Source organism: Rhodococcus sp. JVH1, from assembly GCF_000280725.2.
GTDB classification, from domain to species: domain Bacteria; phylum Actinomycetota; class Actinomycetes; order Mycobacteriales; family Mycobacteriaceae; genus Rhodococcus_F; species Rhodococcus_F jostii_A.
The window spans coordinates 5622697-5645332 of the sequence record NZ_CP166289.1 but is presented as its reverse complement, the minus strand read 5'-3'; the positions used below and the strand labels follow the sequence as shown (position 1 = coordinate 5645332).

General features: G+C 68.9%; 22 protein-coding genes, 1 pseudogene and 2 riboswitches. Of the genes and pseudogenes, 3 read left to right on the top strand and 20 right to left on the bottom strand.

Translation table 11 applies throughout. The features are described from left to right. Window positions 1-34 precede the first annotated feature (34 nt). The 18 genes and pseudogenes from JVH1_RS26215 to JVH1_RS26130 form a co-directional block, all read right to left on the bottom strand. Window positions 35-1177, bottom strand: a complete 1143-nt coding sequence (locus JVH1_RS26215) for an LLM class flavin-dependent oxidoreductase (RefSeq protein ID WP_009474882.1) — start codon at window positions 1175-1177, stop codon at window positions 35-37. Next, window positions 1174-2088, bottom strand: coding sequence for an LLM class flavin-dependent oxidoreductase (locus tag JVH1_RS26210; RefSeq protein WP_009474883.1), 915 nt, complete (start codon window positions 2086-2088; stop codon window positions 1174-1176). Before JVH1_RS26210 ends, JVH1_RS26215 begins: the two co-directional genes overlap by 4 nt. Window positions 2089-2090: 2 nt before the next feature. Beyond that, window positions 2091-2888 (bottom strand): DUF1684 domain-containing protein, encoded by a 798-nt coding sequence (locus JVH1_RS26205; RefSeq protein ID WP_009474884.1) that lies wholly within the window; start codon window positions 2886-2888, stop codon window positions 2091-2093. Then, complete coding sequence (locus JVH1_RS26200; protein ID WP_009474885.1) at window positions 2885-4249, bottom strand: NtaA/DmoA family FMN-dependent monooxygenase; 1365 nt, start codon at window positions 4247-4249, stop codon at window positions 2885-2887. Before JVH1_RS26200 ends, JVH1_RS26205 begins: the two co-directional genes overlap by 4 nt. A gap of 4 nt (window positions 4250-4253) precedes the next feature. Next, window positions 4254-5390: an LLM class flavin-dependent oxidoreductase gene (locus JVH1_RS26195; protein ID WP_009474886.1), complete on the bottom strand. Its 1137-nt coding sequence runs from the start codon at window positions 5388-5390 to the stop codon at window positions 4254-4256. Further along, on the bottom strand, window positions 5383-7059 hold the full coding sequence (locus JVH1_RS26190; RefSeq protein WP_009474887.1) for an ABC transporter ATP-binding protein: 1677 nt from the start codon (window positions 7057-7059) through the stop codon (window positions 5383-5385). Before JVH1_RS26190 ends, JVH1_RS26195 begins: the two co-directional genes overlap by 8 nt. After that, a pseudogene (locus JVH1_RS26185) lies at window positions 7056-7975 on the bottom strand (ABC transporter permease). Before JVH1_RS26185 ends, JVH1_RS26190 begins: the two are co-directional and overlap by 4 nt. Continuing rightward, on the bottom strand, window positions 7968-8960 hold the full coding sequence (locus JVH1_RS26180) for an ABC transporter permease (protein ID WP_009474890.1): 993 nt from the start codon (window positions 8958-8960) through the stop codon (window positions 7968-7970). Before JVH1_RS26180 ends, JVH1_RS26185 begins: the two are co-directional and overlap by 8 nt. 3 nt (window positions 8961-8963) lie before the next feature. Further along, window positions 8964-10598: an ABC transporter substrate-binding protein gene (locus JVH1_RS26175; RefSeq protein WP_043778944.1), complete on the bottom strand. Its 1635-nt coding sequence runs from the start codon at window positions 10596-10598 to the stop codon at window positions 8964-8966. A gap of 152 nt (window positions 10599-10750) precedes the next feature. Continuing rightward, window positions 10751-10834 (bottom strand): putative leader peptide, encoded by an 84-nt coding sequence (locus JVH1_RS26170; RefSeq protein ID WP_310794466.1) that lies wholly within the window; start codon window positions 10832-10834, stop codon window positions 10751-10753. A 4-nt stretch (window positions 10835-10838) separates the two neighbouring features. Continuing rightward, window positions 10839-10932: riboswitch (SAM riboswitch) on the bottom strand. Window positions 10933-10979: 47 nt separating this feature from the next. Continuing rightward, window positions 10980-12374 carry an NtaA/DmoA family FMN-dependent monooxygenase gene (locus JVH1_RS26165; RefSeq protein WP_009474892.1) on the bottom strand — a complete coding sequence of 465 codons (1395 nt, stop codon included), beginning with the start codon at window positions 12372-12374 and terminating at the stop codon, window positions 10980-10982. Between the two features lie 15 nt (window positions 12375-12389). Further along, window positions 12390-13448, bottom strand: coding sequence for an LLM class flavin-dependent oxidoreductase (locus JVH1_RS26160; RefSeq protein WP_009474893.1), 1059 nt, complete (start codon window positions 13446-13448; stop codon window positions 12390-12392). Beyond that, a complete protein-coding gene (locus tag JVH1_RS26155; RefSeq protein ID WP_009474894.1) occupies window positions 13445-14506 on the bottom strand; it encodes an LLM class flavin-dependent oxidoreductase in 1062 nt (353 codons plus the stop codon). Before JVH1_RS26155 ends, JVH1_RS26160 begins: the two co-directional genes overlap by 4 nt. After that, window positions 14503-15045, bottom strand: a complete 543-nt coding sequence (locus JVH1_RS26150; RefSeq protein ID WP_009474895.1) for a GNAT family N-acetyltransferase — start codon at window positions 15043-15045, stop codon at window positions 14503-14505. The genes JVH1_RS26155 and JVH1_RS26150 overlap by 4 nt, the downstream gene beginning before the upstream one ends. A gap of 11 nt (window positions 15046-15056) precedes the next feature. Then, window positions 15057-16028 carry an ABC transporter substrate-binding protein gene (locus JVH1_RS26145; RefSeq protein WP_009474896.1) on the bottom strand — a complete coding sequence of 324 codons (972 nt, stop codon included), beginning with the start codon at window positions 16026-16028 and terminating at the stop codon, window positions 15057-15059. A 37-nt stretch (window positions 16029-16065) separates the two neighbouring features. Further along, the gene (locus JVH1_RS26140) at window positions 16066-16848 is read right to left on the bottom strand and encodes an amino acid ABC transporter ATP-binding protein (protein ID WP_009474897.1); all 783 of its coding nucleotides are present in this window, start codon (window positions 16846-16848) and stop codon (window positions 16066-16068) included. Further along, a complete protein-coding gene (locus JVH1_RS26135; protein WP_029539262.1) occupies window positions 16845-17825 on the bottom strand; it encodes an ABC transporter permease subunit in 981 nt (326 codons plus the stop codon). Before JVH1_RS26135 ends, JVH1_RS26140 begins: the two co-directional genes overlap by 4 nt. A 145-nt stretch (window positions 17826-17970) precedes the next feature. Further along, window positions 17971-18045, bottom strand: coding sequence for a putative leader peptide (locus tag JVH1_RS26130; RefSeq protein ID WP_368681154.1), 75 nt, complete (start codon window positions 18043-18045; stop codon window positions 17971-17973). 7 nt (window positions 18046-18052) lie between these two features. After that, a riboswitch (SAM riboswitch) is annotated at window positions 18053-18149 on the bottom strand. A gap of 212 nt (window positions 18150-18361) precedes the next feature. Between JVH1_RS26130 and JVH1_RS26125 the strand changes: the two genes are divergently transcribed. Together JVH1_RS26125 and JVH1_RS26120 are read left to right on the top strand one after the other, a co-directional pair. Then, window positions 18362-19129 (top strand): sulfite exporter TauE/SafE family protein, encoded by a 768-nt coding sequence (locus JVH1_RS26125; protein ID WP_009474899.1) that lies wholly within the window; start codon window positions 18362-18364, stop codon window positions 19127-19129. A gap of 76 nt (window positions 19130-19205) precedes the next feature. Beyond that, window positions 19206-19997 (top strand): HAD-IIA family hydrolase, encoded by a 792-nt coding sequence (locus JVH1_RS26120; protein WP_051004170.1) that lies wholly within the window; start codon window positions 19206-19208, stop codon window positions 19995-19997. A gap of 21 nt (window positions 19998-20018) precedes the next feature. Here JVH1_RS26120 and JVH1_RS26115 read toward each other — a convergent pair whose 3' ends face one another. Together JVH1_RS26115 and JVH1_RS26110 are read right to left on the bottom strand one after the other, a co-directional pair. Beyond that, entirely contained in the window at window positions 20019-20558 is a 540-nt protein-coding gene (locus JVH1_RS26115) for an LppA family lipoprotein (RefSeq protein ID WP_043778946.1), read from the bottom strand. Further along, complete coding sequence (locus JVH1_RS26110) at window positions 20555-22222, bottom strand: alpha/beta hydrolase (protein ID WP_009474902.1); 1668 nt, start codon at window positions 22220-22222, stop codon at window positions 20555-20557. Before JVH1_RS26110 ends, JVH1_RS26115 begins: the two co-directional genes overlap by 4 nt. A 93-nt stretch (window positions 22223-22315) precedes the next feature. Here JVH1_RS26110 and JVH1_RS26105 point away from each other — a divergent pair, with 93 nt between their 5' ends. Beyond that, window positions 22316-22636: a type VII secretion target gene (locus tag JVH1_RS26105; protein WP_009474903.1), complete on the top strand. Its 321-nt coding sequence runs from the start codon at window positions 22316-22318 to the stop codon at window positions 22634-22636.

Sequence of the window (22636 nt, the reverse complement as noted above, 5' to 3'; positions counted from 1 at the left end):
TTCCCATTTGGACCAGCGTTCAATCATCGTGCCCTCAGGCGGCCAGCAGGCCCGGCAGTCCCCACTCCGCTGCGAGCAGCTCGTAGGAGCGCAACCGGTCGCCGTGATCGTGGGTGACGCTGGTGATCACCAGTTCGTCGGCGTCGGTGAGCCTTCGCAGACTGTCGAGTCGGTCCGCGACGGTGGCCGGCGCCCCCACGAACTGGGTGATCAGCCGGTCCTCGACCGCCGCGCGTTCCGCCTCGCCGAGCGGTGCCGTGTGCGCCGGGTCCGGATACGGGATTGCTCCGTGGCCGCTGCGGATGCTGTGCGTCCAGTGCGCGAACGTCGACGCCAGTTCCTTCGCCGTCGCGTCGTCCTCCGCCACGACCGCGTCGGCGGAGACGACGACGTACGGCTTCTGCAGGTTCGGCGACGGGCGGAACGCGGCGCGGTACGCCTCGACCGCCTCGATGGTCGTCGACGGGCTCACGTGGTAGTTCGCCCCGAAAGGCAGCCCCAGCCGCCCGGCCAGTTCGGCGCTGGGCCCTGCGCTGCTGCCGAACACCCATACCTCGACGTCGGCGCCCTCGCCCGGGCTGGCGTGAAGTTCGATCCCGTCCGGGGTGCTGTACGTGCCGCCGAGCAGTGCCAGGATGTCGTCGACCTGCTGGTCGAACGCCGGCGACAGCGCGCCCGGCTGCTGCAGTACCGACTGCGCCGCCGTGAGCCGCGGAGACAGCAGGAGCCCGGACGGATCGAACGGTGCCGGGATCACGACGCCGTCGCGGATCTCCGTTTCCCGGCGGGGCGGGGCCGGCAGGTTGTTGCGTTCCGCAACCGCTTTCAACGCCTCGGCCCGGCGCTGACCCGACCGTCCGAGCCCGAGGTCCAGACGACCCGGGTACAGCGCGTCGACGGTGCCGAACGCCTCGACCACGGCCGCTGCGGTGGTGTGGCCCAACTGCACCGCGGCGGCGCCGACCCGGAGGGTGCTGGTCGCCGCGGCCAGGATCCCGACGAGCACGGCCGGCGAGGAACTGGCGACGCCCACGAAGTGGTGTTCGGCAACCCAGTACCGCTTGTATCCCCACGCTTCGGCGTGCCGGGCGAGGTCGACGGTGTTCCGCAGCGCGGTGCGGGCGGTGGTGCCCTCGCTGACGGGCGACAGGTCGAGGACGGACAACGGAGTGGTCATGAGGGCACCTTCTGGAGAGAGCGGGGATTGACAGCGCGATGGCTGCGCGGGGCACCGAGTCCGAGGTGCTGCCGCAGCGTGGCGGTGGTGTATTCGATGCGCAGGACGCCGCGGTCCTGCAGCAACGACACGACCGTGTCGACGAACAGGGCGAGTTCGTCCGGGGTGAGAGAGGAGGGCAGGACGAACCCGTCCGCTGCGTCCTCGCGGACCCACCGGACGATCCGGTCCGCGACGGACGTGGCGGTACCCGCGAACGGCGTGGCGGACAGAACCTTCACCGCACCGGCGGGCCTGCCTGCCTCGACCGTGCGGCGTGCGAGGTCGTCGTAGAACTCGCGACCGGCCTCGAACGTGCCGAGCGGCGCGATGATCACGTCACCGTGCCGGGCGGCGAGATCCCGGGCCTGCGGGCCGTCACCCGACACGATCACCACCGGTTGCGCTTGCGGGCTCCGGGGGACGGTGAAGCGTCCACCGATGTCGAAGTGCCTGCCCCGGTGGTAGAACGCGCCTGCGGTGGGATCCGAGACGAATCGCCCCGCGCCGCGGTCGATGGTCACGACCCCCTCGGCCCAGGAATCCCACAGCGTGCGTGCGGTGTCGACGAACTCCGCGGCCCGCTCGTCGCCGAAGGCCCCGGTGTTCCACGCCGCCCGCCCGCCGGACAGGTGATCGAGTGAGGCCAGCCGGCGGGCGACGTCGTACGGTTCGGCAGAGGTCGTGTCCAGCGTCGCCGCGAGCCCCACCGTGTCGGTGAACCCGGCCAGCGCGTTCGCCGCGGTGACGCCGTCGGCGAGGAAGAAGTCGAATCTCCCCCGCTCCGCGGTGCGGGCGGCATCCGCGAGGACGGCGAAGTCCGTCCGGCCGGCGGGTGCCGCCGCCCCGAGCACGACCTGCTTCTCGGCCATGCCTACCGCGGGTTCTTCTCGCCGGCCTCGACCGCGAGCGTCAGCCGGTTCTCGGCGGGCGCGACCGGGCAGGTGGCGTAGTCGGTGAACGCGCACGGCAGGTTTGCCGCCCGGTTGAAATCGAGAATCACCCGGCCGTCGGAGGCGGGAGCGTCCACGGCCAGTGACCGCGCCGCAGGGTACGTGCTGACCCCGCTGGTCGCGTCGGTGAACAGAACGTGCAGCCCACCGTTCTTGCCTGCGAACGCGACGAGTTCGTGTGCGGCGCCGTCGTACTCGAATTCCAGCGTCCCCAGCGCCGTGTGGTGGTGCTCGAGCCCCTCGACGACCGCACCCGTCGTGACGACGCGCGATTGCGGGAACGGGCTGAACGTCGCCGGCACGGCCCACTGCCGCGCGGGCAGGAACGTCGGGATGCCGGTGAACGCGGCGAGGGTGCCTGCCTCGGGGTCGTGGATCCGGAGGGCGACGTCACCGGTTCTCCGGATCACCTCGATGTTGCGGCTCCCGTGCCGCACGAGCAGACCGGGTGCACCCTCCAGGGGTGCGAGGGTCGCCGTGCCGTCGACGGGTTCGCCGTCGACCTCGAGCCCGGCGTCGGCGGTCGCCGTGATCACCACACCGTCCGCGTCGGCCCGCCACTTCCCGGGCAGGTCGGGGAACGTGGTGTCGGTCTCGACGAGCCAGTGCAGGGCGGTGAGACTCAGCCATCCCAGCGGATCGCGGAAAGACTCCTCCCGCCCCGAATGCCAGTCCTGCCAGTCCTGCTCGAATGTCGCGCCTGCCGTGACTGCGGTCATGATGCCCGAACTCCTTCTGTCTGGTGATGCGGATGGCGCAGTCCGAGATGACTGCGCAGGGTCGTCCCCGAGTACTCGGAGCGGAAACTGCCGCGGTTCTGCAACTCCGGGACCACCTTCTCGACGAACTCGTCGAGCCCGGCCGGAGTGAGGTGCGGTACCAGGATGAAGCCGTCGCACGCGTCCGCCTGCACGTAGCGGTCGATCTCCTCGGCCACCTGGGCGGCGGTGCCGACGAACTGCTGGCGGGTGGTGACCGCGATGATCAGTTCCCGGATGCTGAGCTTCTCGGCTTCCGCTTTCGCCCGCCACGCGGCAGCGATCTCGCGTGGGTCCTTCGCGTGCCGCACCCGGCCGCGGGTGATGTTCGTGTCGTCGGCCGGTTCGACGTCCGGCAGCGGACCGTCCGGGTCGTACGCGGAAAGGTCTCGGCCCCAGACCTGTTCGAGAAACGCGATCGCCGTCTGTGGGCCCACCTGCTGGTGCCGGATGTGAACGGCGCGCTCGGCCGCGTCCGCCGCGGAGTCGCCCAGCACGAACGTCGCCGCCGGCAGCACCTTGAGATCGCCGTGGCTGCGCCCGTACTTCGCCAGCCTGCTCTTGACGTCCGTGTAGAACTTCTGGCCGTCCTCGAGCGACCCGTGGATCGTGAAGATCGCGTCCGCCTGCGCGGCGCCGAATTCGCGGCCCTGATCGGAGTCGCCCGCCTGCAGCAGCACCGGGTGCCCCTGCGGGCTCCGGGGAATCGTGAACCGTCCCCGGATGTCGAACTGGGAGCCGGAGTGCGTGACGTCGCGGATCGAGTTGTCCGCGGCGAACACTCCCCGGGCGCGGTCGATCTGCAGCGCATCCTGATCCCAGCTGTCCCAGAACTTGCGGGCGCCCTCGATCAGTTCGCCTGCGCGGACGTACCGGTCGGCCTTGTCGAGGTATCCCCCGCGCCGGAAGTTCTCCCCCGTGAACGCGTCCGAGGACGTCACCATGTTCCACGCGGCCCGGCCGTCGGACAGATGGTCGAGCGAGGCGAATTGCCGTGCCAGCTCGTACGGTTCGTTGAATGTGGTGTTGATCGTCCCCGCCAGGCCCAGATGCGTGGTGACTCCGGCGAGTGCGCCGAGCACCGTCAACGTGTCGGGGCGGCCCACCACGTCGAGGTCGTGGATCTGTCCTCGGTGCTCACGCAGGCGCAGGCCCTCGGCAAGGAAGAAGAAGTCGAACAATCCGCGTTCGGCGGTCTCCGCGAGGTGCACGAACGAGTCGAAGTCGATCTGGCTCTTCGATTCGGGGTCGCTCCACACGGTGGTGTTGTTGACGCCGGGAAAGTGCGCGGCGAGATGAATCTGCTTGCGCTGGTTGCTCATGATGTCAGTCCTGTCCGGCGAAGTGATTGACGGGACGGGCGAAGCCGAGCCGCTCCCGGAGCACTCCGCTGTCGGGCGCTCGGTCGCCCGGCCGCAGCAGCGGCAGGACGCGCTCGGTGATCTCGTTCAGGCCGGACGCCAGCGCCAGCGGCCGGAGGGTCACGCCGTCGACGCCCCCGGCGCCCACCACGTCGGTGATCAGGCGGGAGAGGCCCGGCGCGTCGCCGCGGTGGAGAATCGACGCCGGCTCGTACCGGCTGCCGGACCAGTTCTCGAGCTGGGCGAGGTCGCGTTCCGCGGCGTCGGCGGTGTCGGCGATCACCACCTCGACGTCGAGCAGGATCCGCAGCGAGGCGGGGTCCCGGCCGGCCTCGGCGGCGGCACGTCGCACGCGGTCCGCGACGTCACGGGCTGCGTCCACGGTGGGTGCGCCGATGCGGATCACGTCGGCACGCGCCGCGGCGACCCGGGTGGAGTGCTCGTCCCGCGCGCCGATCACGATCAGCGACTGCCCCTGCGGCGACCGCGGCGTGATCGAGGGACCCTTCACGGAGAAGTGCGTGCCCTCGAAGTCGATGTAGTGCAGCTTGTCCCGGTCGATGAAGCGGCCGGTGGCGACGTCGCGGATCTCGGCGTCGTCCTCCCAGCTGTCCCACAGCAGGCTCACGACCTCGATCGCGTCGGCCGCCTCCGCCCACAGACTCTCGGCATCCTGTGCCTCCTTGCGTCCGAACAGATTCGCCTGCGCCTGACCGGCCGACACGTCCACCTGCCATCCGGCGCGGCCGAGCGACGCGTGGTCGAGGCTCGCGATGGCCTTGGACACGTGGAACGGTTCGGTGTGGGTGACGGTCACCGTGGGAACCAGCCCGATCCGCTCGGTGGACGCGACGGCCCGTGCCGCGATCGCCACGGCGTCCAGTTGCCCACGCTGCTCGGCATGTCCCGTCGTGGCGATCGCGAAGGTATCGCCGACGAACGCGAGGTCCACTCCGGCCGAGTCGGCCAGCCCGAGCAGGCCGGTCCAGTAGCCGGCGGTGAAGAGGTCCTCGGCGCGCGAGTCCGGACGACGCCAGGACTGTGGGTGAATCCCCGTGCCGTACAGATCGACGGCGACGAGCGGGTCGTGTGGCTCAGGCATGAATCGATTCCTCCAGCTGTGCGGAACGTGGACGCACGACGGATCGTCCCGGGATGGCGTCGAGCAACTGCCGGGTGTAGTCGTGGCGAGGATTGTCAAATATTTCTGCCGCGGTGCCCGATTCGACGATGCGACCGGACCGCATCACCGCAACCGTGTCGCTGATCTGCCGGACCACGGCGAGGTCGTGCGAGATGAAAAGGTAGCTGAGCCCGAGTTCCCGCTGCAGGCCCTCGAGCAGCCCGAGGATCTGCGACTGCACCGAGACATCCAGTGCGGACACCGGTTCGTCGAGCACGACGAGTTCCGGGTGCAGCGCGAGCGCGCGGGCGATGGCGACCCGCTGCCGTTGCCCACCGGACAGCTCCGCCGGTCTGCGTTCGAGGTAGATCCGCGGCAACGCGACCTGTTCGAGCAGTTCTGCGACTCGTGCCGCCCGTTCCGCCCGGGTGCCGACACCGAACGCGCCGAGCGGTTCCGCCACGATGTCCGCGATCGCCAGTTTCGGATCGAGGGACGCGTAGGGGTTCTGGTACACGATCTGCACTCGGCGGCGCAGGGCTCGCAGCGCGCCGCCGCGCAGGGTGGTGATGTCCCGGCCGTCGAACTCGACGCGGCCTGCGGTGGGAGATTCCAACCGGATCGCGATCCGCGCCACCGTGGACTTGCCGGACCCGGACTCCCCCACCAGCGACAGCGTGCGCCCGCGGGGAACCTCGAACGACACGTCCTGGACGGCGTCGATGGCAGTGCGCCGGTCGATCCGGAACGTCTTGGACACCCCGGACACCCGCAGCAGGACAGCAGGGTCGGCTCCCGTCTCCGCGGCGCGGCTGGGCCCCCGTCCCACCGCGAGACTCGGCGCCGCGGCCAGCAGGGTGCGGGTGTACTCGTGCCGGGGGTTCTCGAGGACCTCGCGGGTGGGGCCCGCTTCCACCACCTCGCCCTCGCTCATCACCACGATCCGGTCGGCACGGTCGGCGGCGACACCCAGATCGTGCGTGATCAGCAGGACCGCGGTGCCGGCCTCGGCGATCCGCGCGTCGAGGTGATCGAGAATCCGGCGCTGCACGGTGACATCGAGTGCGCTGGTCGGCTCGTCCGCGATCACGAGTTCGGGGCTGCACGCCAGCGCGATCCCGATCAGTACGCGCTGCCGTTGCCCGCCCGACAGGTCCTGCGGGTACTGCCTCGCCCGCACCTCGGGCTTGTCGATCCCGGCCTCGGCGAGAATGCGCACCGCCTCGATGCCTGCCGTCCGGCGGTCGGCGAGACCGTGGATCCGGAGCACCTCCGCCACCTGGGTGCCGACCCGCAGGACGGGGTTGAGCGACGTCGTCGGGTCCTGGGGAACCAGGCCGATCCGGGCGCCGCGGACCCGCTCGAGTGCGCGCTCCGACTTGGTGTCGAGACGCTCACCGTCGAACGTCACGGTGCCGGCCACGGCCCGCCCGGATCCGCTGAGTAGTCCGAGGATCGCGTGCGCCGTGGTGGACTTTCCGGAGCCGGACTCGCCGACCACGGCCACCACTTCTCCGCGCGAGACCGTGAGGTCGACGCCCTTCACGGCCACGACGGGATCGCTCACGCTCCCGTACGCCACCCGCAGTCCGGAGACCTGGAGGAGCGGCGCCGTGGCGCCTGCCTCAGCACTAGTAGTCGAACTCATCGCACTTCCCTCTGTTCGAGTGCATGTCCGAGTCGGTGCGCCGACAGCACGACGGCCACGATCACTAGTCCGGGCAGGGTGGTCATCCACCACGCGGTGGCGAGGTAGTTCCGGCCCTCGGAGATCAGCGAGCCCCATTCCGGGGTGGGCGGCACCGCGCCGAACCCGAGGAAGCTCAGCGACGACACCGCGAGGACCGCCATCCCGAACTCGACGGCGGCGAGTGCCACGACGGGCGCGTACGAGTTCCGCAGAACGTGGCGGCGCAGCACCGTGTGCCAGCGGACACCCGACGCGAACGCCGCCTCGACGTACAGCGACCGGCGCACTCGCAGCACCTCCGAACGCATCACGCGGGCGAAGTTCGCGATCAGCGACACGCCCACCGCGATGGCCACGTTGACCGTGCCGAACCCCAGCGCGGTCACCGAGCGAGCGAGAGCAGCAGGGCGGGGATCGACAGGAGGACGTCGACGACGCGCATCAGGGCGGCGTCCAGCGCACCGCCGACGGCACCGGACAGCAGGCCGATCAGCGAACCGACGACCAGTGCAATGCCCACGGCCAACAGCGTTGCGGTCAGCGACAATCCGGCGCCGTGGACCACGCGGGTATACACGTCACGGCCGATGTTGTCGGTGCCGAACCAGTGCGCGGCACTCGGCGCCTGCAGTTTCTGGGCGGGCACCCCGACCAGCGGGTCGCCGCTCGCGAACACCGACGGCGCCACCGCGAATCCGACCGCGACGAGGAGCACGGCGGCCGAGGCCACCAGCACGAGATTGCGACGCAACCACGTCACCACGCGGCGTCCGCGACTGTCCGACTCGGACGCGATCACGGGAGGCGGTTCGACCGGCGGAGTGCCGAACCCCTCGGCCTCGTCGATCAGTTCCCTGGTGAGGATGTCAGACATGAACCTTCTCCTCCACATCCGCGGAGTCTGTGCTCCAGCCGGAACTGCGTCTGCCCTCGACGATCCTGGGATCGATCAGCGGATAGAGCAGATCGACGGCGAGATTGACGAGTACGTAGACGACCGAGCTCAGCACCACGATTCCCTGGACCACCGGAATGTCCTGCGCCATCACGGACGTCTGGGTGAGCCGCCCCACGCCGGCGCGCGAGAACACCGTCTCGACGACGACCGATCCGGCCAGCAGATTCCCCACGAGCACACCGGCGATGGTGAACGCCGGAATGCTCGACAGGCGCAGCGCGTGCCGGGTCTGAATCTGCCAGCGGGACGCACCCTTCGCCCGCGCGGCTTCGATGAACGGCTGCCGCCACGTGGTCTGCAGACTCGCCGCGAGCACCTGCGCGATCACGGCGCCGGTCGGCAGCGCGAGCGTCACCGCGGGGAGCACCAGCGTCGCGACCCCCTGGTCACCGAACGCCGGGAACGCCTTCAGCCGGAACGAGAACAGCTGCAGCAGAATCAGTCCCACCCAGAACGTCGGCACCGCGACACCGAGCGGAGGCAATGAGAACAGCAGATTCCGCACCCAGTGGACCCTGGTGTAGGTGGCGAGGAACGCGACCGCTGCCCCGAACACGACCGCGAGAACCAGCGCCGCCGACGCCAGCGCGAGCGTGCTGGGGACCGCGTTCCCGATCGCCTCGGTCACCGATTGCCCGGTGGCGATCGAGTACCCGAAGTCACCGCGGACGGCGTGGCTCAGCGAGTTCCAGTACTGCACCCACACGGGCTGGTCGAGTCCGTACCGCGCCTGCAGCTCCGCGACAGCGGCCGCGTCGACCGTCGTTCCGGTGGACGCCGAGTCGACGGCGATACTCACCGGGTCGGACGGCAGCAGGAACAGCACGGCGAACGACACGGTGAACGTCGCCCACAGGACGGCGATCGCCTGCAGCACGCGGAGTCCGAGGTAGCGAATCATGGCTCAGCGTCCGCTGATCCAGGTGTCGAAGAACTGGAGCCGGGCCGAGGCCTCGAACTTCAGGTCCTGCACGTTGGGGCCGGCACCGATCGCCTGCGACAACTCCACCGTGGGGATCCACAGGCCGTTGTCGAGCACCTGCTGCTGGGCGTCGGCGACGAGCGCGCTCCGCTCGGTGGTGTCGGTGGCGGCGAGTTGCTTCGCGAGCACGTCGTCGAGCGCGGGAATGGGTCCGCGGTTGTTCAGGTTGCGGCCGTCGAGGCCGAACTGGGTGCGGAGGATGTCACCGTCGGCGCGGGTGCTGTTGTAGTAGGTGGCGTCGAAGTCCTTGGAATTCTGGCGGGCGGTGGCCTCCGGAGTGGACACGAGATTCAGCTGCAGATCCACTCCCACCTCTTTGAGCTGCTGCTGCACCAGTTCGAGGATGGCCTGGTTGCCGGCGAACACGGAGCTGAACAGAACGGGGAAGCTCAGCTTCTGACCGCCCTTCTCGCGGATGCCGTCGGCACCGGGAACCCAGCCCGCCTGATCCAGGATCGACTTCGCCTTCTCCGGGTCGTACGTCACGTCCGGCAGCGCCACGTAGCCCGGGGTGCGGCTGGCCAGCGTGCTGGTGGCGGGTGTGAAGTTGGGCCCGAGTACGGTGTCGACCAGTTCCTGCCGGTTGATCGCCGGGACCAGCGCGCTGCGCACGACAGGGTCGACGAGCGGTCCGCGAGTCACGTTGGGCTGGAAGCCGAACGGGGTCCCGGGGTTCGACGTGGTGAGCACCTGCCCGCCCGCGCCTTCGATCTGCGGGGCGTCCTGCGGCAACGCGTCACTGATCGCGTCCAGCTGTCCCGAGGACAGGCTGCCCGTGCGGACACCGGATTCGGGCACGACACTGAACTCGATGGTGTCGAGGTACGCCTCGCCGTCGTGGCCGAACACGTCCGAACCCCAGTTGTATCCGGCGCGCTTGGCGAGGGTCACCGACTTGTCCTGCTGGTAGTCGGCGTACGTGAACGGCCCGGTGCCCGAGATGTTGCCGGTGCACCGCTCTTCGGCGGACTTCGCGACGGACGCATCGGACAGGATGCCCAGCTGCGGGGTGGACGACGCCTGCAGGAACTGCGCGTTGGGTGCGGCGAAGTCGACCCGCGCGGTCAACGGGTCGATCACGGTGGTACCGGTGTAACCGGCGAGGTAGCTAACACCGAGCGGGGCCTTGGCGCCGGAGAGGGTCTTCACGATGGCGTCGAGATTCTTCTTCACCGACTCCGCGGTGAAAGGTGTTCCGTCACTGAACGTGACCCCCTCCTTCAGGTGGAATGTGAAGGAGGACGCGTCGGCGTCGGTTTCCCAGCTCTCGGCGAGCCACGGTTTCAGTTCGCCCGTCTCCGGGTCCTGGTCGGTGAGCGAGTCCACCACCTGACGAGCCACGTAGATCGTCTGATTCGTGCCCGACTGCGCGGGGTCGGCGCACGTCGGTGCCTGGGAGAGTCCGTAGCGGAGTGTTCCGCCCGGCTGTGCGGGGCCCGCATCCGCGGAGGAACTGCTGGAACCGCCACCGCAGGCGGTGAGCGCCGTGGCCAGCACGGCGGCGGCGCCGATACCTGCTGCGATGCGGGCACCGCGGTGGGGCGAGGACAAAAGCACTGATGGCACCGAGAACTCCGTGATCTCGAAGAAGTGCCGTGCGCGCTGCCCGTCGTATCGGCAGCGCTCACGCGCACAGGAAGGTGAAGGACACCGGATCCGACGCGGATGCGGTGTGAAGAGCCGGAACCCCGAGGGATCGGGGTGTCAGGTCAGCTGTGACAGATCGAGGTGGACAGCCGGCAGAGATCGACGTGCAGGCGCCCCCAGGCGCTCACGAAACCTTCGGTCAACATCGTTCCTCCATCGATCCCGGCGGTAGCACCCGCACCCGCAGGGCGGGGGGTTGCTGCGACGTCAACGAGCCAGGTCTCTCGGTCGCTCTGGATGGTCGTTACCGAGTGTAAGAGATCGCCGGTCGTGGCGCCACACGGACCCCCGCTACCCGACCGCCTGCCGGGACTCGACCTCCCGCCGCGACAGGGCGGGCCGGAGCCCGAGGTGCTCACGCAGGGTGGAGCCTTCGTATTCCGTTCGGTACGAACCTCGCTCCTGCAATTCGGGCACCAGCAGGTCGACGATCTCGTCGAGTCCGGTGGGCACCAGATACGGCGAAATGTTGAACCCGTCCGTGGCGCCACTGCGAACCCACCGGGTGAGTTCGTCGGCGACCTGCCCGGGAGTACCGGCGAAACCGGAGCGCTGGGTGGTCGCGATCGCAACCTGACGCAGCGACAGGTTCTGCGCCTCTGCCAGGGCCCGCCATTCCCGGGCGATGGCGAGCGGATCCTTTCCGTCACGCGCCGCCCCACGGGTGACGGAGATCGGCGCGGGCACCGGATCGAATTCGGGCAGTGGGCCGTCCGGGTCGCGATCGGACAGATCGCGGCCCCACACCTGACCCACCAGCGACAACGCCGTCTGCCCGGTGTACTGGCCCTCGAGAACCCAGCGCACCTTCTCCTCCACCTCGGACGCGTTCTCCGCGAGCACGATCTGCGTGCCCGGCAGAATCTTGACGTCGTCCTCGGGACGCCCGGCACGACGCAATCTCGCCCTGATGTCCTCGGCGAAAGCGAGCGCCTCGTCGAAATGCGTTCCGTGCCGGGAGAAGATCACGTCGGTGTGCGCGGCCGCGAAGTCCCGGCCCGCCGGTGAGTCGCCGGCCTGGAAGATGACGGGATGCCCCTGGGCGCTGCGCGGCAGCGTCGGAGTGATCGTGACGTCGAACTGCGACGTGCGCCGGGACACCTCCCGCACCCCGTCCGGGGTCGACCACGACGGTGCGTCGGTGCTCGTCGCGACCGCGCCGTCGGCCCACGCATCCCAGATCGCCCGGGCGGTGTCGAGGAACTGCCCGGCCCGCTCGTACCTGTCCGCGTGATCGAGGAAGCCGCCGCGCCGGAAGTTCTCACCGGTCCACGCGTTGTCCGTGGTGACGGCGTTCCAGCCGGCACGGCCACCGGACAGCAGGTCCAGCCCGGACAGCCGCCGGGCGAGGTCGGCCGGCTCGTTGTAGGTGGTGTTCTGGGTCGCCACCAACCCGATGTGCCGGGTGATGCCGGCCAGCGCCGAGAGCTGGGTGATCGCGTCGGGCCTGCCCACGATGTCGAGATCGAGAATCTTCCCTTCCTGTTCCCGCAGGCGCAGGCCCTCACCGAGGAAGAAGGCGTCGAACAGGCCACGCTCGGCGGTCAGTGCCACCCGCCGGAACGTTTCGAAGTCGATCTGCGATCCGCTCGACGGATCGGACCAGATCGTCGTGTGGTTGACGCCCTGGAAGAAGACACCGAAGTGCACCTGGGCGCCGGGTCTGGCGTACGAGTTGTCGGTCATGTTCTCCACAACCTTTCAGCGAGAGGAGTCTTCGAGGCGCTCGGCCTGGAATCGGGTGACGGGACGATCGAGGCCCAGCGTGCTGCGCAGGGTCGAACCGGGGACGGGACGGTGGGCGATGCCGGCACGGCGAAGTGCCGGGACCACGTACCGCGCGAGCACCGGAAGATCCTCGTCCACGACGGCGGGATGCAGGCGCACACCGTCGACGTGCGCATCCAGGGCGCGGAGCAGTTCCACCAGCCCGCTGGCATCGCCGGCGAACGACAACCGTCCGCTCGGAAGGGCAGGCGTCGACGAGCCGAGCGCGACATCCAGTTCGGCGACCACCAGCGCCGCGCCGCCGGCCTTCGCGCGCCCGGCGGCCTCGACGGTGTCCTCGAGTGTCGGTCCGGACAGCAGCACCACGTCGACCAGCGACGGATCGGTGTCCCCCTCGACGCCGAACACCACCAGTTGCCCCTGCGGTGGCCGGGGCACGATGGCCGGACCCTTCACCGAGTAGGTCTCGCCCCGGAAGTCGATGTAGTGCAGTCGGTCGCGGTCGACGAAACGTCCGGTGGCGTAGTCGCGGATCACCGCGTCGTCCTCCCACGAATCCCACAGGTCCCGGACCACGGTGATCGCGTCCCGTTCCTCCCGCGCGAGGTCGGCGGGTGTGGTGACCTCGGCCCGGCCCAGTGCGCTCGCGACCCGCGGGTCGGTGTCGCGTGCCGGGATCCAGCCGCCGCGACCACGCGACGCGTAGTCGAGCGTCGCGAGTTGGGAGGACGTGTGGAACGGCTCGGCGTACGTCGTGCCGACGACCGGTACGAGTCCGATCGTGCTGGTGGTCGCGGCAACGAACGCCGCGCGGTTCACCGCGTCGATCCGGCCGACGGGTCCCCCGTGGGCGCCGGGCGGCAGCAGGGAATCGTCGAAGGAGGCGAACGTGAAGCCGGCGTTCTCGGCTGCCGCGACGCGGTCCGCCACCGTTCGCCCGGTCAGCAACCGGTCGGGTGTGTGCGCGGCGCGCCGCCAGGCTTCGGGATGCGCACCCTCGCCATCGAGTTCGATGCCCAGAAACAGGCTCATGCGTCTTCCTCCTCGGTGCCGGCCGCGAGGGGGCGGCTCGGAATGGTCTCGCGCAGCGTGGGTGCCACCTCGGCCTGGAACAGCTCCAGGCTTTCGCGGTGCTGCTTGTCGCTGCCGACGCGGTCGGCGCTCAGGTGGATCACCTCGTGGCCGAACTGCTCGTGGTAACGCTGCACCTTGTCGATCACCTGCTGCGGGCTGCCGATCAGTGCGGAGCTGCGTTCGACGAAGTCCTCCACGGTCTCGAACACCACCGGAAGTCCTGCCCTGCGGGCGAAGTCGAGGCGAGCCGCGTGAATCGGCCGCCACACGTCCAGCGCATCCTGCGAGTTCGCCGTCACGTAGAACCCGGCCGTTCCGGCGCCGACGAGGGCGTCGGCGGGATCGTGACCGTAGTGCGCCCACCGTTCGCGGTAGTGCCGGACGAGTTCGGCGTACGAGTCGATGGGATACGTGACGTTCGCCGAGAAGATCGGATCACCGTAGCGGGCGGCGAGATCCACCGACTCCTTGCTCGTCGCGCTGCCGTGCCAGATCCGGATCCGCCGCTGCAGCGGGCGCGGAAGGGCGACAGCGTGCTCGAGAGACGGCCGGAACGTGCCTTCCCACGTGACGTCCTCGCTCTCCCACAACTGCCGGAACAGTTCGTAGCCCTCGCGGTTGCGGTCCCACTGGTCGTCCGGGGTGACGTGGAACAGCTCCGCCTGCGCGGTGCCGTTGCCCTTGCCGATGATGAGCTGCAACCGGCCGCCCGACAGGTTGTCCAGGGTCGAGTAGTCCTCGAACGCGCGGACCGGGTCGAGCAGGCTCAGCGTGGTCACCGCCGTCCACAACTGCAGCGTGCTGGTGCGCGCCGCGATGGCGCTGAGCACCACGGGCGGGGACGACGACAGGAAAGGATGCTCGTGGCGCTCGCCCACCGCGAACCCGTCGTACCCCAGTTGCTCGGCGAGGACGGCGGAGTCCACAACCTCCTGCAGCCTGGCCGCGGTGCCGATCTTCTCCCCGGTCACCGGGTCCGGGTGGTGGGTGATCAGGCTCATCAGCAGAAACTTCATACAGACTCGTACTCCTTTGCGGCCCAGGCGGAAGGCAGAGCGGTAGGGGTGTGCAGGATCTTCTCGAATCCGTGGATTCCGACGTCCTGCGGTGGGAGGGAGCGGTCGAACAGCGCCGTGTACCCCGCGGCCAGGTACAGGGCCACCGCCTCGGGCTGCCGCGGCCCCGTGGTGAGGAAGATGCGGGAATACCCTGCTCGGGTGATCGCGGCCTCGAGCTCCCGCAGCACGATTCGTCCGAGGCCGCGACGGCGGTGCGCCGACGAGGTCCAGATCCGTTTGAGTTCGGCCGTCGTGTCGTCGTAGCGGCGGAACGCCCCGCCCGCCACGGATGTCCCGTCCTCGACCAGAACGAGCAACGCGCCACCCGGTGCGGCGAACTCCTCCGCCGGATACGTGCTGAGATCGTCGTAGATCTCGTCGCGGGTGCGCCCGTACCGGGTGCTGTACTCGATCGCCAGTTCTTCGAGCAGCGGCGCGGCCAGCGGATCGGCCTGATCGACGAACACGGTCTGCACGGATTCGGTCCTCTCGGTCACCAGTCCTCCTGTCAGCTGGTCTTCGGGAGTCCGGGCGGGTTGACGACCGACGTGTCGACGGCCTCGCTCGCGATGTTCCAACGGTCGAGAACCTGTGCGTACGTACCGTTCTCGATGATGTGGTTGATGGCCTCGTTGACGGCGGTCACCAGTCCGTTGTCCTTCTTGGTGAGCACGGCGATCTCACCCTGGAGGGCGTCGCCCGCCCCCGAGAACGTTCCGGCGATCTCGCTCTCCCCGGCCTGCGCCACGTGGAACGACGAGGACGGGTTGGGCCCGAAGTAGGCGTCGATCCGGCCCGACGCGAGGGGCAGGTAGTAGTCGGTGACGTTCTGGTAGTACGTGATGTCGGTCGGTTCGAGCCCCGCCGCGACGTTCTGCTCACTCCACTTCACCAGCAGCGCTTCCTGATTGGTTCCGGAGGAGACCGCGATCTTCAGACCCGCGACGTCCTTGGGCTCCTTGATCTGGATGCCGCTGCCCTTCTTCGTCTCGAACGCGACCGTGTCGAGGCGGTACGTCGAGAAGTCGTACTTCTCCTTCCGCTCCTCGGTGACGGTGACGTTGGAGATGAACGCGTCGGCCTCCCCCGAATCGATGCGAACGAAGTTCTGCGCCCAGTCCGCGGCCTGGAGATCGACCTTCAACCCGAGAACGTCGCCGATCAGGTACGCGAAGTCGGTCTCCGAGCCGATGAGCGTCTTGTCGTCGTCGGCGTAGAAACGCAGGGGCGGGGCGGAACCGGCGCTGCCCGTCACGATGAGGGTGCCGCGGTCGCGGATCTGCTGGGGGACCTTCGCGGCGATCGACTCGACCTCGTCGGTGGTGATGCGATTCTGGTCGGCGGTGAGGTTGTATCCGGCAGCCGAGGTCGGCCCCGATCCCTCGTCCTCGACGTCGCCGCCCCCGCACGCGGCGGCGAGCAGCGCGACGGTGGTGAGGGCCGAGGCCAGAATTTTCGTACGGAACCGTGCGGTGGACATGTGTGCCTTTCGGGGATCCACACCGAGGTGTGGAGAATCAGAGAACTCGGGAGAGGAATGCTGTGGTGCGGTCGTGCTGCGGGTTGTCGATGATCTGCGAGGGCGGGCCCTGTTCCACCACGACGCCGGCATCCATGAAGACCGCCGTGTCGGCGACCTCCCGCGCGAAGCCCACCTCGTGGGTGACGATCACGAGGGTCGCGCCGTCCCGTGCCAATTGCTTGATCACGGCGAGGACCTCGCCCACCAGTTCGGGGTCGAGGGCCGACGTGGGCTCGTCGAACAGGATCACCGCCGGGCGCAGTGCGAGGGCCCTGGCGATCGCGACCCGCTGTTGCTGGCCGCCGGACAGTTGTCGCGGGTACTCGTGAGCCTTGTCACCCACGCCCACCCGTTCGAGCAGCGCAATCGCCTCGGCCTCGACCTCGGCCCGGTCGCGGCCCTGCGCCGACACCGGCGCCTCGATCACGTTCTCCAGCACCGTGAGGTGGGGGAACAGATTGAAGTTCTGGAAGACGAATCCGATCCGGGAACGCTGCTTCAGGATGTCCCGTTCACGCAGTTCGTGCAGTTTGCTGCCCTTGCGCCGGTAACCGATGAGGTCGCCGTCGATGCGAATGGTGCCGCGGTCGACCTTCTCCAGGTGGTTGAGCGTGCGCAGCAGCGTGGACTTGCCGGAACCCGACGGCCCCAGGATCACCGTCACCTCGCCCTTGCGGACCAGCAGGTCCACACCCCGCAGGACTTCGAGTGCGCCGAAGGACTTGTGGACTCCGCGAACTTCCACCGCGTACTCCGCCGGATGGGCTTCGGTTGTCATTTCGTGGCACCTCTCGGTACGGAGACGCCGGCGTCACGGATCTCGGCAAACTTTCGGGTGAGCTTCTGCCACGGAGTCGGCGGCAGCGCCCGTGCCGATCCACGTGCGTAGTGCCGCTCGACGTAGTACTGGCCGATCGACAACAGCGTGGTCAGGATGATGTACCAGATCGTCGCGACCATCAGCAGTGGCACGACGCGGCCGTTGCGGCCGAAGATCACCTGAACCTGGTAGAACAATTCGGCAATTGCCATCGTCGACACGATCGAGGTGCCCTTGAACAGGCTGATCACCTCGTTCGCGGCGTTCGGCAGGATGCCGCGCATCGCCTGGGGCAGAACGATCTTGAAGAACTGACGTCGGCGCGGGATGCCCAGCGACTGCGCCGCTTCGATCTGCCCGTGGTCCACCGAGATGATGCCGGAGCGGATGATCTCGGCGGAGTACGCGGCCTGGTGCAGGGCCAGACCGATGACGGCGGCGGTGAAGCCGCTGATGACACCGTTGACCTCGAACGTGAAGAAGCCCGGACCGAACGGAATGCCCAGCGACAGAGTCTGATACAGGTACGTGATGTTGAACCAGAACAGAAGCTGCACGATCAGCGGAATCGACCGGAACGCCCAGATGTACACCCAGGCGATCACCTGCAGCACCGGGTTGTGCGACAAGCGGCTGACCGCCAGCACCACACCGAGTGCGAATCCGAGGATCGTCCCCCACAGTGTCAGCTTCACCGTCATCCACAGGGCCTGCAGCACGGAGCCGGCGGTGAAGTACTTGGCGAACGTCGCCCAGTCCCATCCCGGGTTGGTCGCGAGGCCGTGGACGAACTGGGCGAGCAGTACCAGCACGGCTGCGCTGACGACCCACCGCCACGGATGCCACCTCCGCGCCACTTCCAGCGCGGCGTCCCCGTCGCCGGAGGGCACTGAATCGAGGGGCGCGGCCGAACGCGCCCGGACGGGGGCGCTCACGCTCCCTCACCACTTACGACAGACATCACTGAGGCGGCCTTTCACCTGGAAACGGGACTGCAGGAGGGCGCGTCTTCCGCGGGATGCGGGCGCGCGTCAGGCACTCACCGGGCGAAATGCCCGGTGAGCGTGCTGTGAGACCTCGTCAACAGTGGCAGGAGGTGGTCCGGCACAGGTCGATGTGCCGTCTGCGCCACGCAGGGCGCGCGAGGTAGTTCATGTGCTGCCTTCCATCGATCCCGGCGGTAGCACCCGCACCCGAAAAATTCGGAAGGGTTGCTGCGACGTCAACGAGCCAGGTCTCTCGGTCGCTCTGGATGGTTGAAGCGAACACTAGCCGCATTCCCGAACCCCGTCAACACGGGGTATTTCCCTGCAACACAGGGGAAATGGTGCCGATCGCCCGCAAGAATCACCGTGCGCAGAAGTACTGACAGACGGAGATCCATGCGGTTGGATGATGCGTGCAGCCCTGTATCTCCGTGGTCGTGCGACCCGGCTGCCGGGCCTTCCGAGGCCCTTGTAACGTCGCCTCGGTGACACCACTCGAAGTCATCGCGATCCTGGTAGCCGGTGTAGGCGCGGGCGCGATCAACGCCATCGTCGGCAGCGGCACGCTCATCACCTTCCCCACCCTGGTGGCGTTCGGGTTCCCTCCGGTGACCGCCACGATGTCGAACGCGATCGGCCTGGTCGCCGGTGGCGTGTCCGGCACGTGGGGGTACCGGCGGGAACTGGCCGGGCAGGGGCCGCGGCTGCGGTGGCAGATCCCGGCGTCACTGTGCGGTGCGGTTCTCGGCTCGTGGCTACTGCTCCACCTACCCGAAACTGTGTTCGAACTCGTCGTCCCGGTGCTGCTGATCCTCGCCCTGATCCTGGTGGTGTTGCAGCCGAAGATTCAGGCCTGGGCGAAGCAGCGCGGCAGCCACGAGGCGGGGCTGAGCCCGGCGCGCCTCACCCTGCTGACCGTCGGGACGTTCGCCGTGGGAGTGTACGGCGGATACTTCACCGCCGCGCAGGGCATCCTGCTGATGGGTGTGATGGGCGCGATCCTGCCGGAGAGCCTGCAACGGATGAACGGCGCGAAGAACCTGCTCTCGCTCATCGTCAACGTCGTCGCCGCGACCGCGTACACGCTCGTGGCCTTCGACCGGATCAGCTGGGCGGCCGCCGGCCTGATCGCGGTGGGCTCGCTGCTCGGAGGCGTCCTCGGCGCCCGTTACGGCCGCAGGCTGTCGCCGACCGCATTGCGGGGAACCATCGTCGTCGTCGGCCTCATCGGTCTGTTCCGGCTGCTCGCATAGTCGCGCATGCACCCTCCCGCTCCCTCATACTGAGTCGGTGAGCAAAGACGTAGAGCACCCGGGCTGGACCTATCTGATGGACATGGACGGCGTTCTCGTCCACGAAGAGCACCTGGTCCCCGGGGCAGACCTGTTCCTGGCCGAACTCCGGGAGTCGGGTACCCCGTTCATCGTCCTCACCAACAATTCGATCAGGACTCCGCGCGATCTCCGCGCCCGTCTGCTCCGCACCGGCCTGGACATTCCCGAGGAATCGATCTGGACGTCCGCCCTGGCCACCGCGACGTTCCTGGCGAGCCAGCGACCCGGCGGCAGCGCCTACGTCGTCGGCGAATCCGGGCTCACCACCGCACTGCACGACATCGGGTACGTCCTCACCGACAACGATCCCGACTACGTGGTCCTCGGCGAGACCCGCACCTACTCCTTCGAGGCGATCACCACCGCAATTCGGTTGGTGGAGAGGGGCGCTCGCTTCATCGCCACCAACCCCGACCCCACCGGCCCGTCCCGGGAGGGTTCCCTTCCGGCCACCGGATCCGTTGCCGCACTGATCAGCAGGGCCACCGGTCGCGACCCGTACTACGTGGGCAAGCCGAACGCTCTGATGATGCGCTCGGCGCTGCGGGCCATCGGCGCGCACTCCGCGAACACGCTGATGATCGGCGACCGCATGGACACCGACATCGTCTGCGGGCTCGAGGCCGGGCTGCAGACCATCCTCGTCCTCACCGGAATTTCGACGCGGGATTCGGTGGAACTGTTCCCCTACCGTCCCACCGCGGTGCTCAAATCGGTCGGCGATCTGGTCGGCCGCACGTCGGATCCGTTCGGCGATGCGGCTCCGCCGCCCGTGAGTACTTCTTAACCGCGGGACGTTAACAAGTACTCACGGGTGGCGGCAGCCGGTGATGCCCCTGATCGTCGCTGCCCTGTACGTCCCGAACGTGATCCGGTTCCCGTCCCCACCGGCGAACGTCACGTCGTGATGTCCGGGTCGGTCGGCCTGCACGTCGAGCCGGTCCATTCCGGCGTCGGCGGTGATCGCACGGGCCGCGGCCAGCACGGCGGGCCAGTCGGCGTCGCGGATCGGGGTGTCGGACAGCAATACCGGCGTGGTGACGGATTGCCCCTCCGTGTACGCATACGGTCCCGGGCATCCGCCGCCCTGGCTGCGTTCGCGATGCCACTGCCACCGGACATCCGGTGCAATCGCCGCGACGACCTCGCTGATCCGCGCCAGCGCATCGGTGACCTGCCGCTCGGTGACCGCGAGTGTCGGCTGGTCGCTCAGGCTCGCTGCCGCCGCCGCAACCTCCTCGTCGCTGAAGTTGTACGGGTTGTCCGTCACGCCATCACATCCGCTCGTCAGGATCGCCGCGCCGATCACGGCGACCGCCTTCCTTGCCCATTCGCCGCGGGCCGTCACCGGACAGCCAGTTCCGGCATGCCGGCGACGATCACCGCCATGTTGTAGCCGGACGTCCGTAGCTCCCCATTGCCACTCGGCCGCGGATACTCGCTGTGCCCGCTGGCATCCTCCCGCCGCACGCCGTCCGGGGTCGCCGCCTCGCGCACCGACAGTTGCTCGAGGTCCGTCTGCACCGGATCGGGGCCGAGCCTGCCGAACCCGTCTGCCACGGTGATGGGGTCGTCGTGCGCGCGCATCACGAACCCGTGCCGGGGCGCCAACCCGAGATCCGATTCGTCGTTCGCGTCGAACCCGGGCGAACCGTAGAACACGGCGTCGTCGACCGGTTGTCGCGGTCCCGCATCCTGCAGGGCCAGGCCCTGGGTGTACGAACCGTACGAATGGCCGAGCGCGGTGATGTGCGGATCGGGCGTCTGCGAGGCGACGTCGAGACCCTCGTAGAACGAGGCGAGCTTCGGGGCACCGGCGGTCGCGCGGTCGGACTGCCAGGAATCGAGGAGCCACCCGCGCCCGAGATTCTGGTCGATGAACGGCACGTCGTAATTGCCCGGACCGGTGGTTGTCGGCGGCTGATACCCCAGCCACGCAATTGTCGACACCGTGTCGCTCGTGCGGCCTGCCAGGTCCAATTGCCGTTCGGTCTCGGCCCTCAGCGCCGCCGCCTCCTCGGTCATCCCGCGCAGCGAGGCAACGGTCGTGTCGATGCCCGGCGTGGTGACGGCGATGTGGTCGGCGGTGTCCGGGTCGCCGAGCGCGAACGCGGCCATCGTCCGGTCACCCGACTGCAGGTCCAGCAGCATCAGCCTGCCGTCAGGGTGATCGCGCACGAGTTTCTCGAGGTCGTCGAGGTCCCGCAACTTCTGCTCGGCGTACCACAACTCGGCGTCGTCGTCGGTGAACGCTCCACCGAACATGCTGCGGTCCAGCCTTTCCCGGAGCCGGTCCCGTTCCCTCTCCCACCGCGACCGCTCGTCGTCGAACCGGCTCACGTTCGCCTCGTGCCGCACCGCGGACGGGATGCCGTCGCGATCACCCACCCATTCGGGATGCTGCTCGATCACCTTGCGGCGCTGGGCTGCCGGCAGGGCGTCCCAGTACTCGCGGTTGTCCAGAGGTGAGCCGTCCCGCGGGGGCGCCGGGGCGGACAGTCCGGTGCCCGGGCGATCCGCCTCACCGGGTTCTGCCACGCCGTCCGCGGCCCGCGTCAGGACCGCGGCCGCGTCGGCGACGAGGTCTTCCGCCCGCAGAATCAGCGCCCGGGCCGCGGCCCGGAGTTCGTCGCGCCGCGCTGTCCCCGAGGTGTCGCCGGGCGGTCCCGGCGTCTCGGCGATGTCCCCGCTGTCCGGCAGAGCCATACCGTGGGCGGCGGCCGCTTCGCGGAGGCCGTCGAGTTCGGATTTCAGGTGCGTGACCGCGTCGACCAGGTCGCCGGCCAGCTTCTCGACGACGGCGATCGCCGCAGCCTCACCGCTCAGATCCTCCGCGACGATCCGGAACCGCCGACGTGCGGCGTTCGCGGCGTCGTCGTGCCACGCCGGCAACCGGCCGATGTCGGCGAGACCGTCCTGCACGAAACGGATCGTCGCCGCCCGCACCGACAGCGACCGTTGCAAGGCTTGCAGCGCGCGGGTGTCCCACTGGGCAATGTCCCTCAGATTCACGATCCCCCCCAGGATGCATAATGCCCGTACCCTAACGGATCGATCGCGTCCGCGGGAGTCCGATCTCGTCTCGACCGACACGAAGGATCGAAAATGAGCGGTTCCATCCACGTCGACTCGGCGGCCCTACGAGCGGCGGCCGGTCAGCTCGACGTCCTGTTCGACGATGCGTCCTCACAGCTGAACACCACCGACGCGGCCCTCGCCGACTCGGATGCCGCGTGGCCGGGGGCGGCCGGCGCCGCGTTCGGCCGGTTCACGTCCTACCTGGACGATCGGCTGGAGTTGTTGCAGCGGACTGTGGCCGAGATGTCGACGAACCTCGCCGAGTGCGCACGCCGGTACGACACCCAGGACGGAGCCACCGCCGAACGCCTCGACGCGGTCGCGCCGGCGACGAGCCTAGACCTGTAG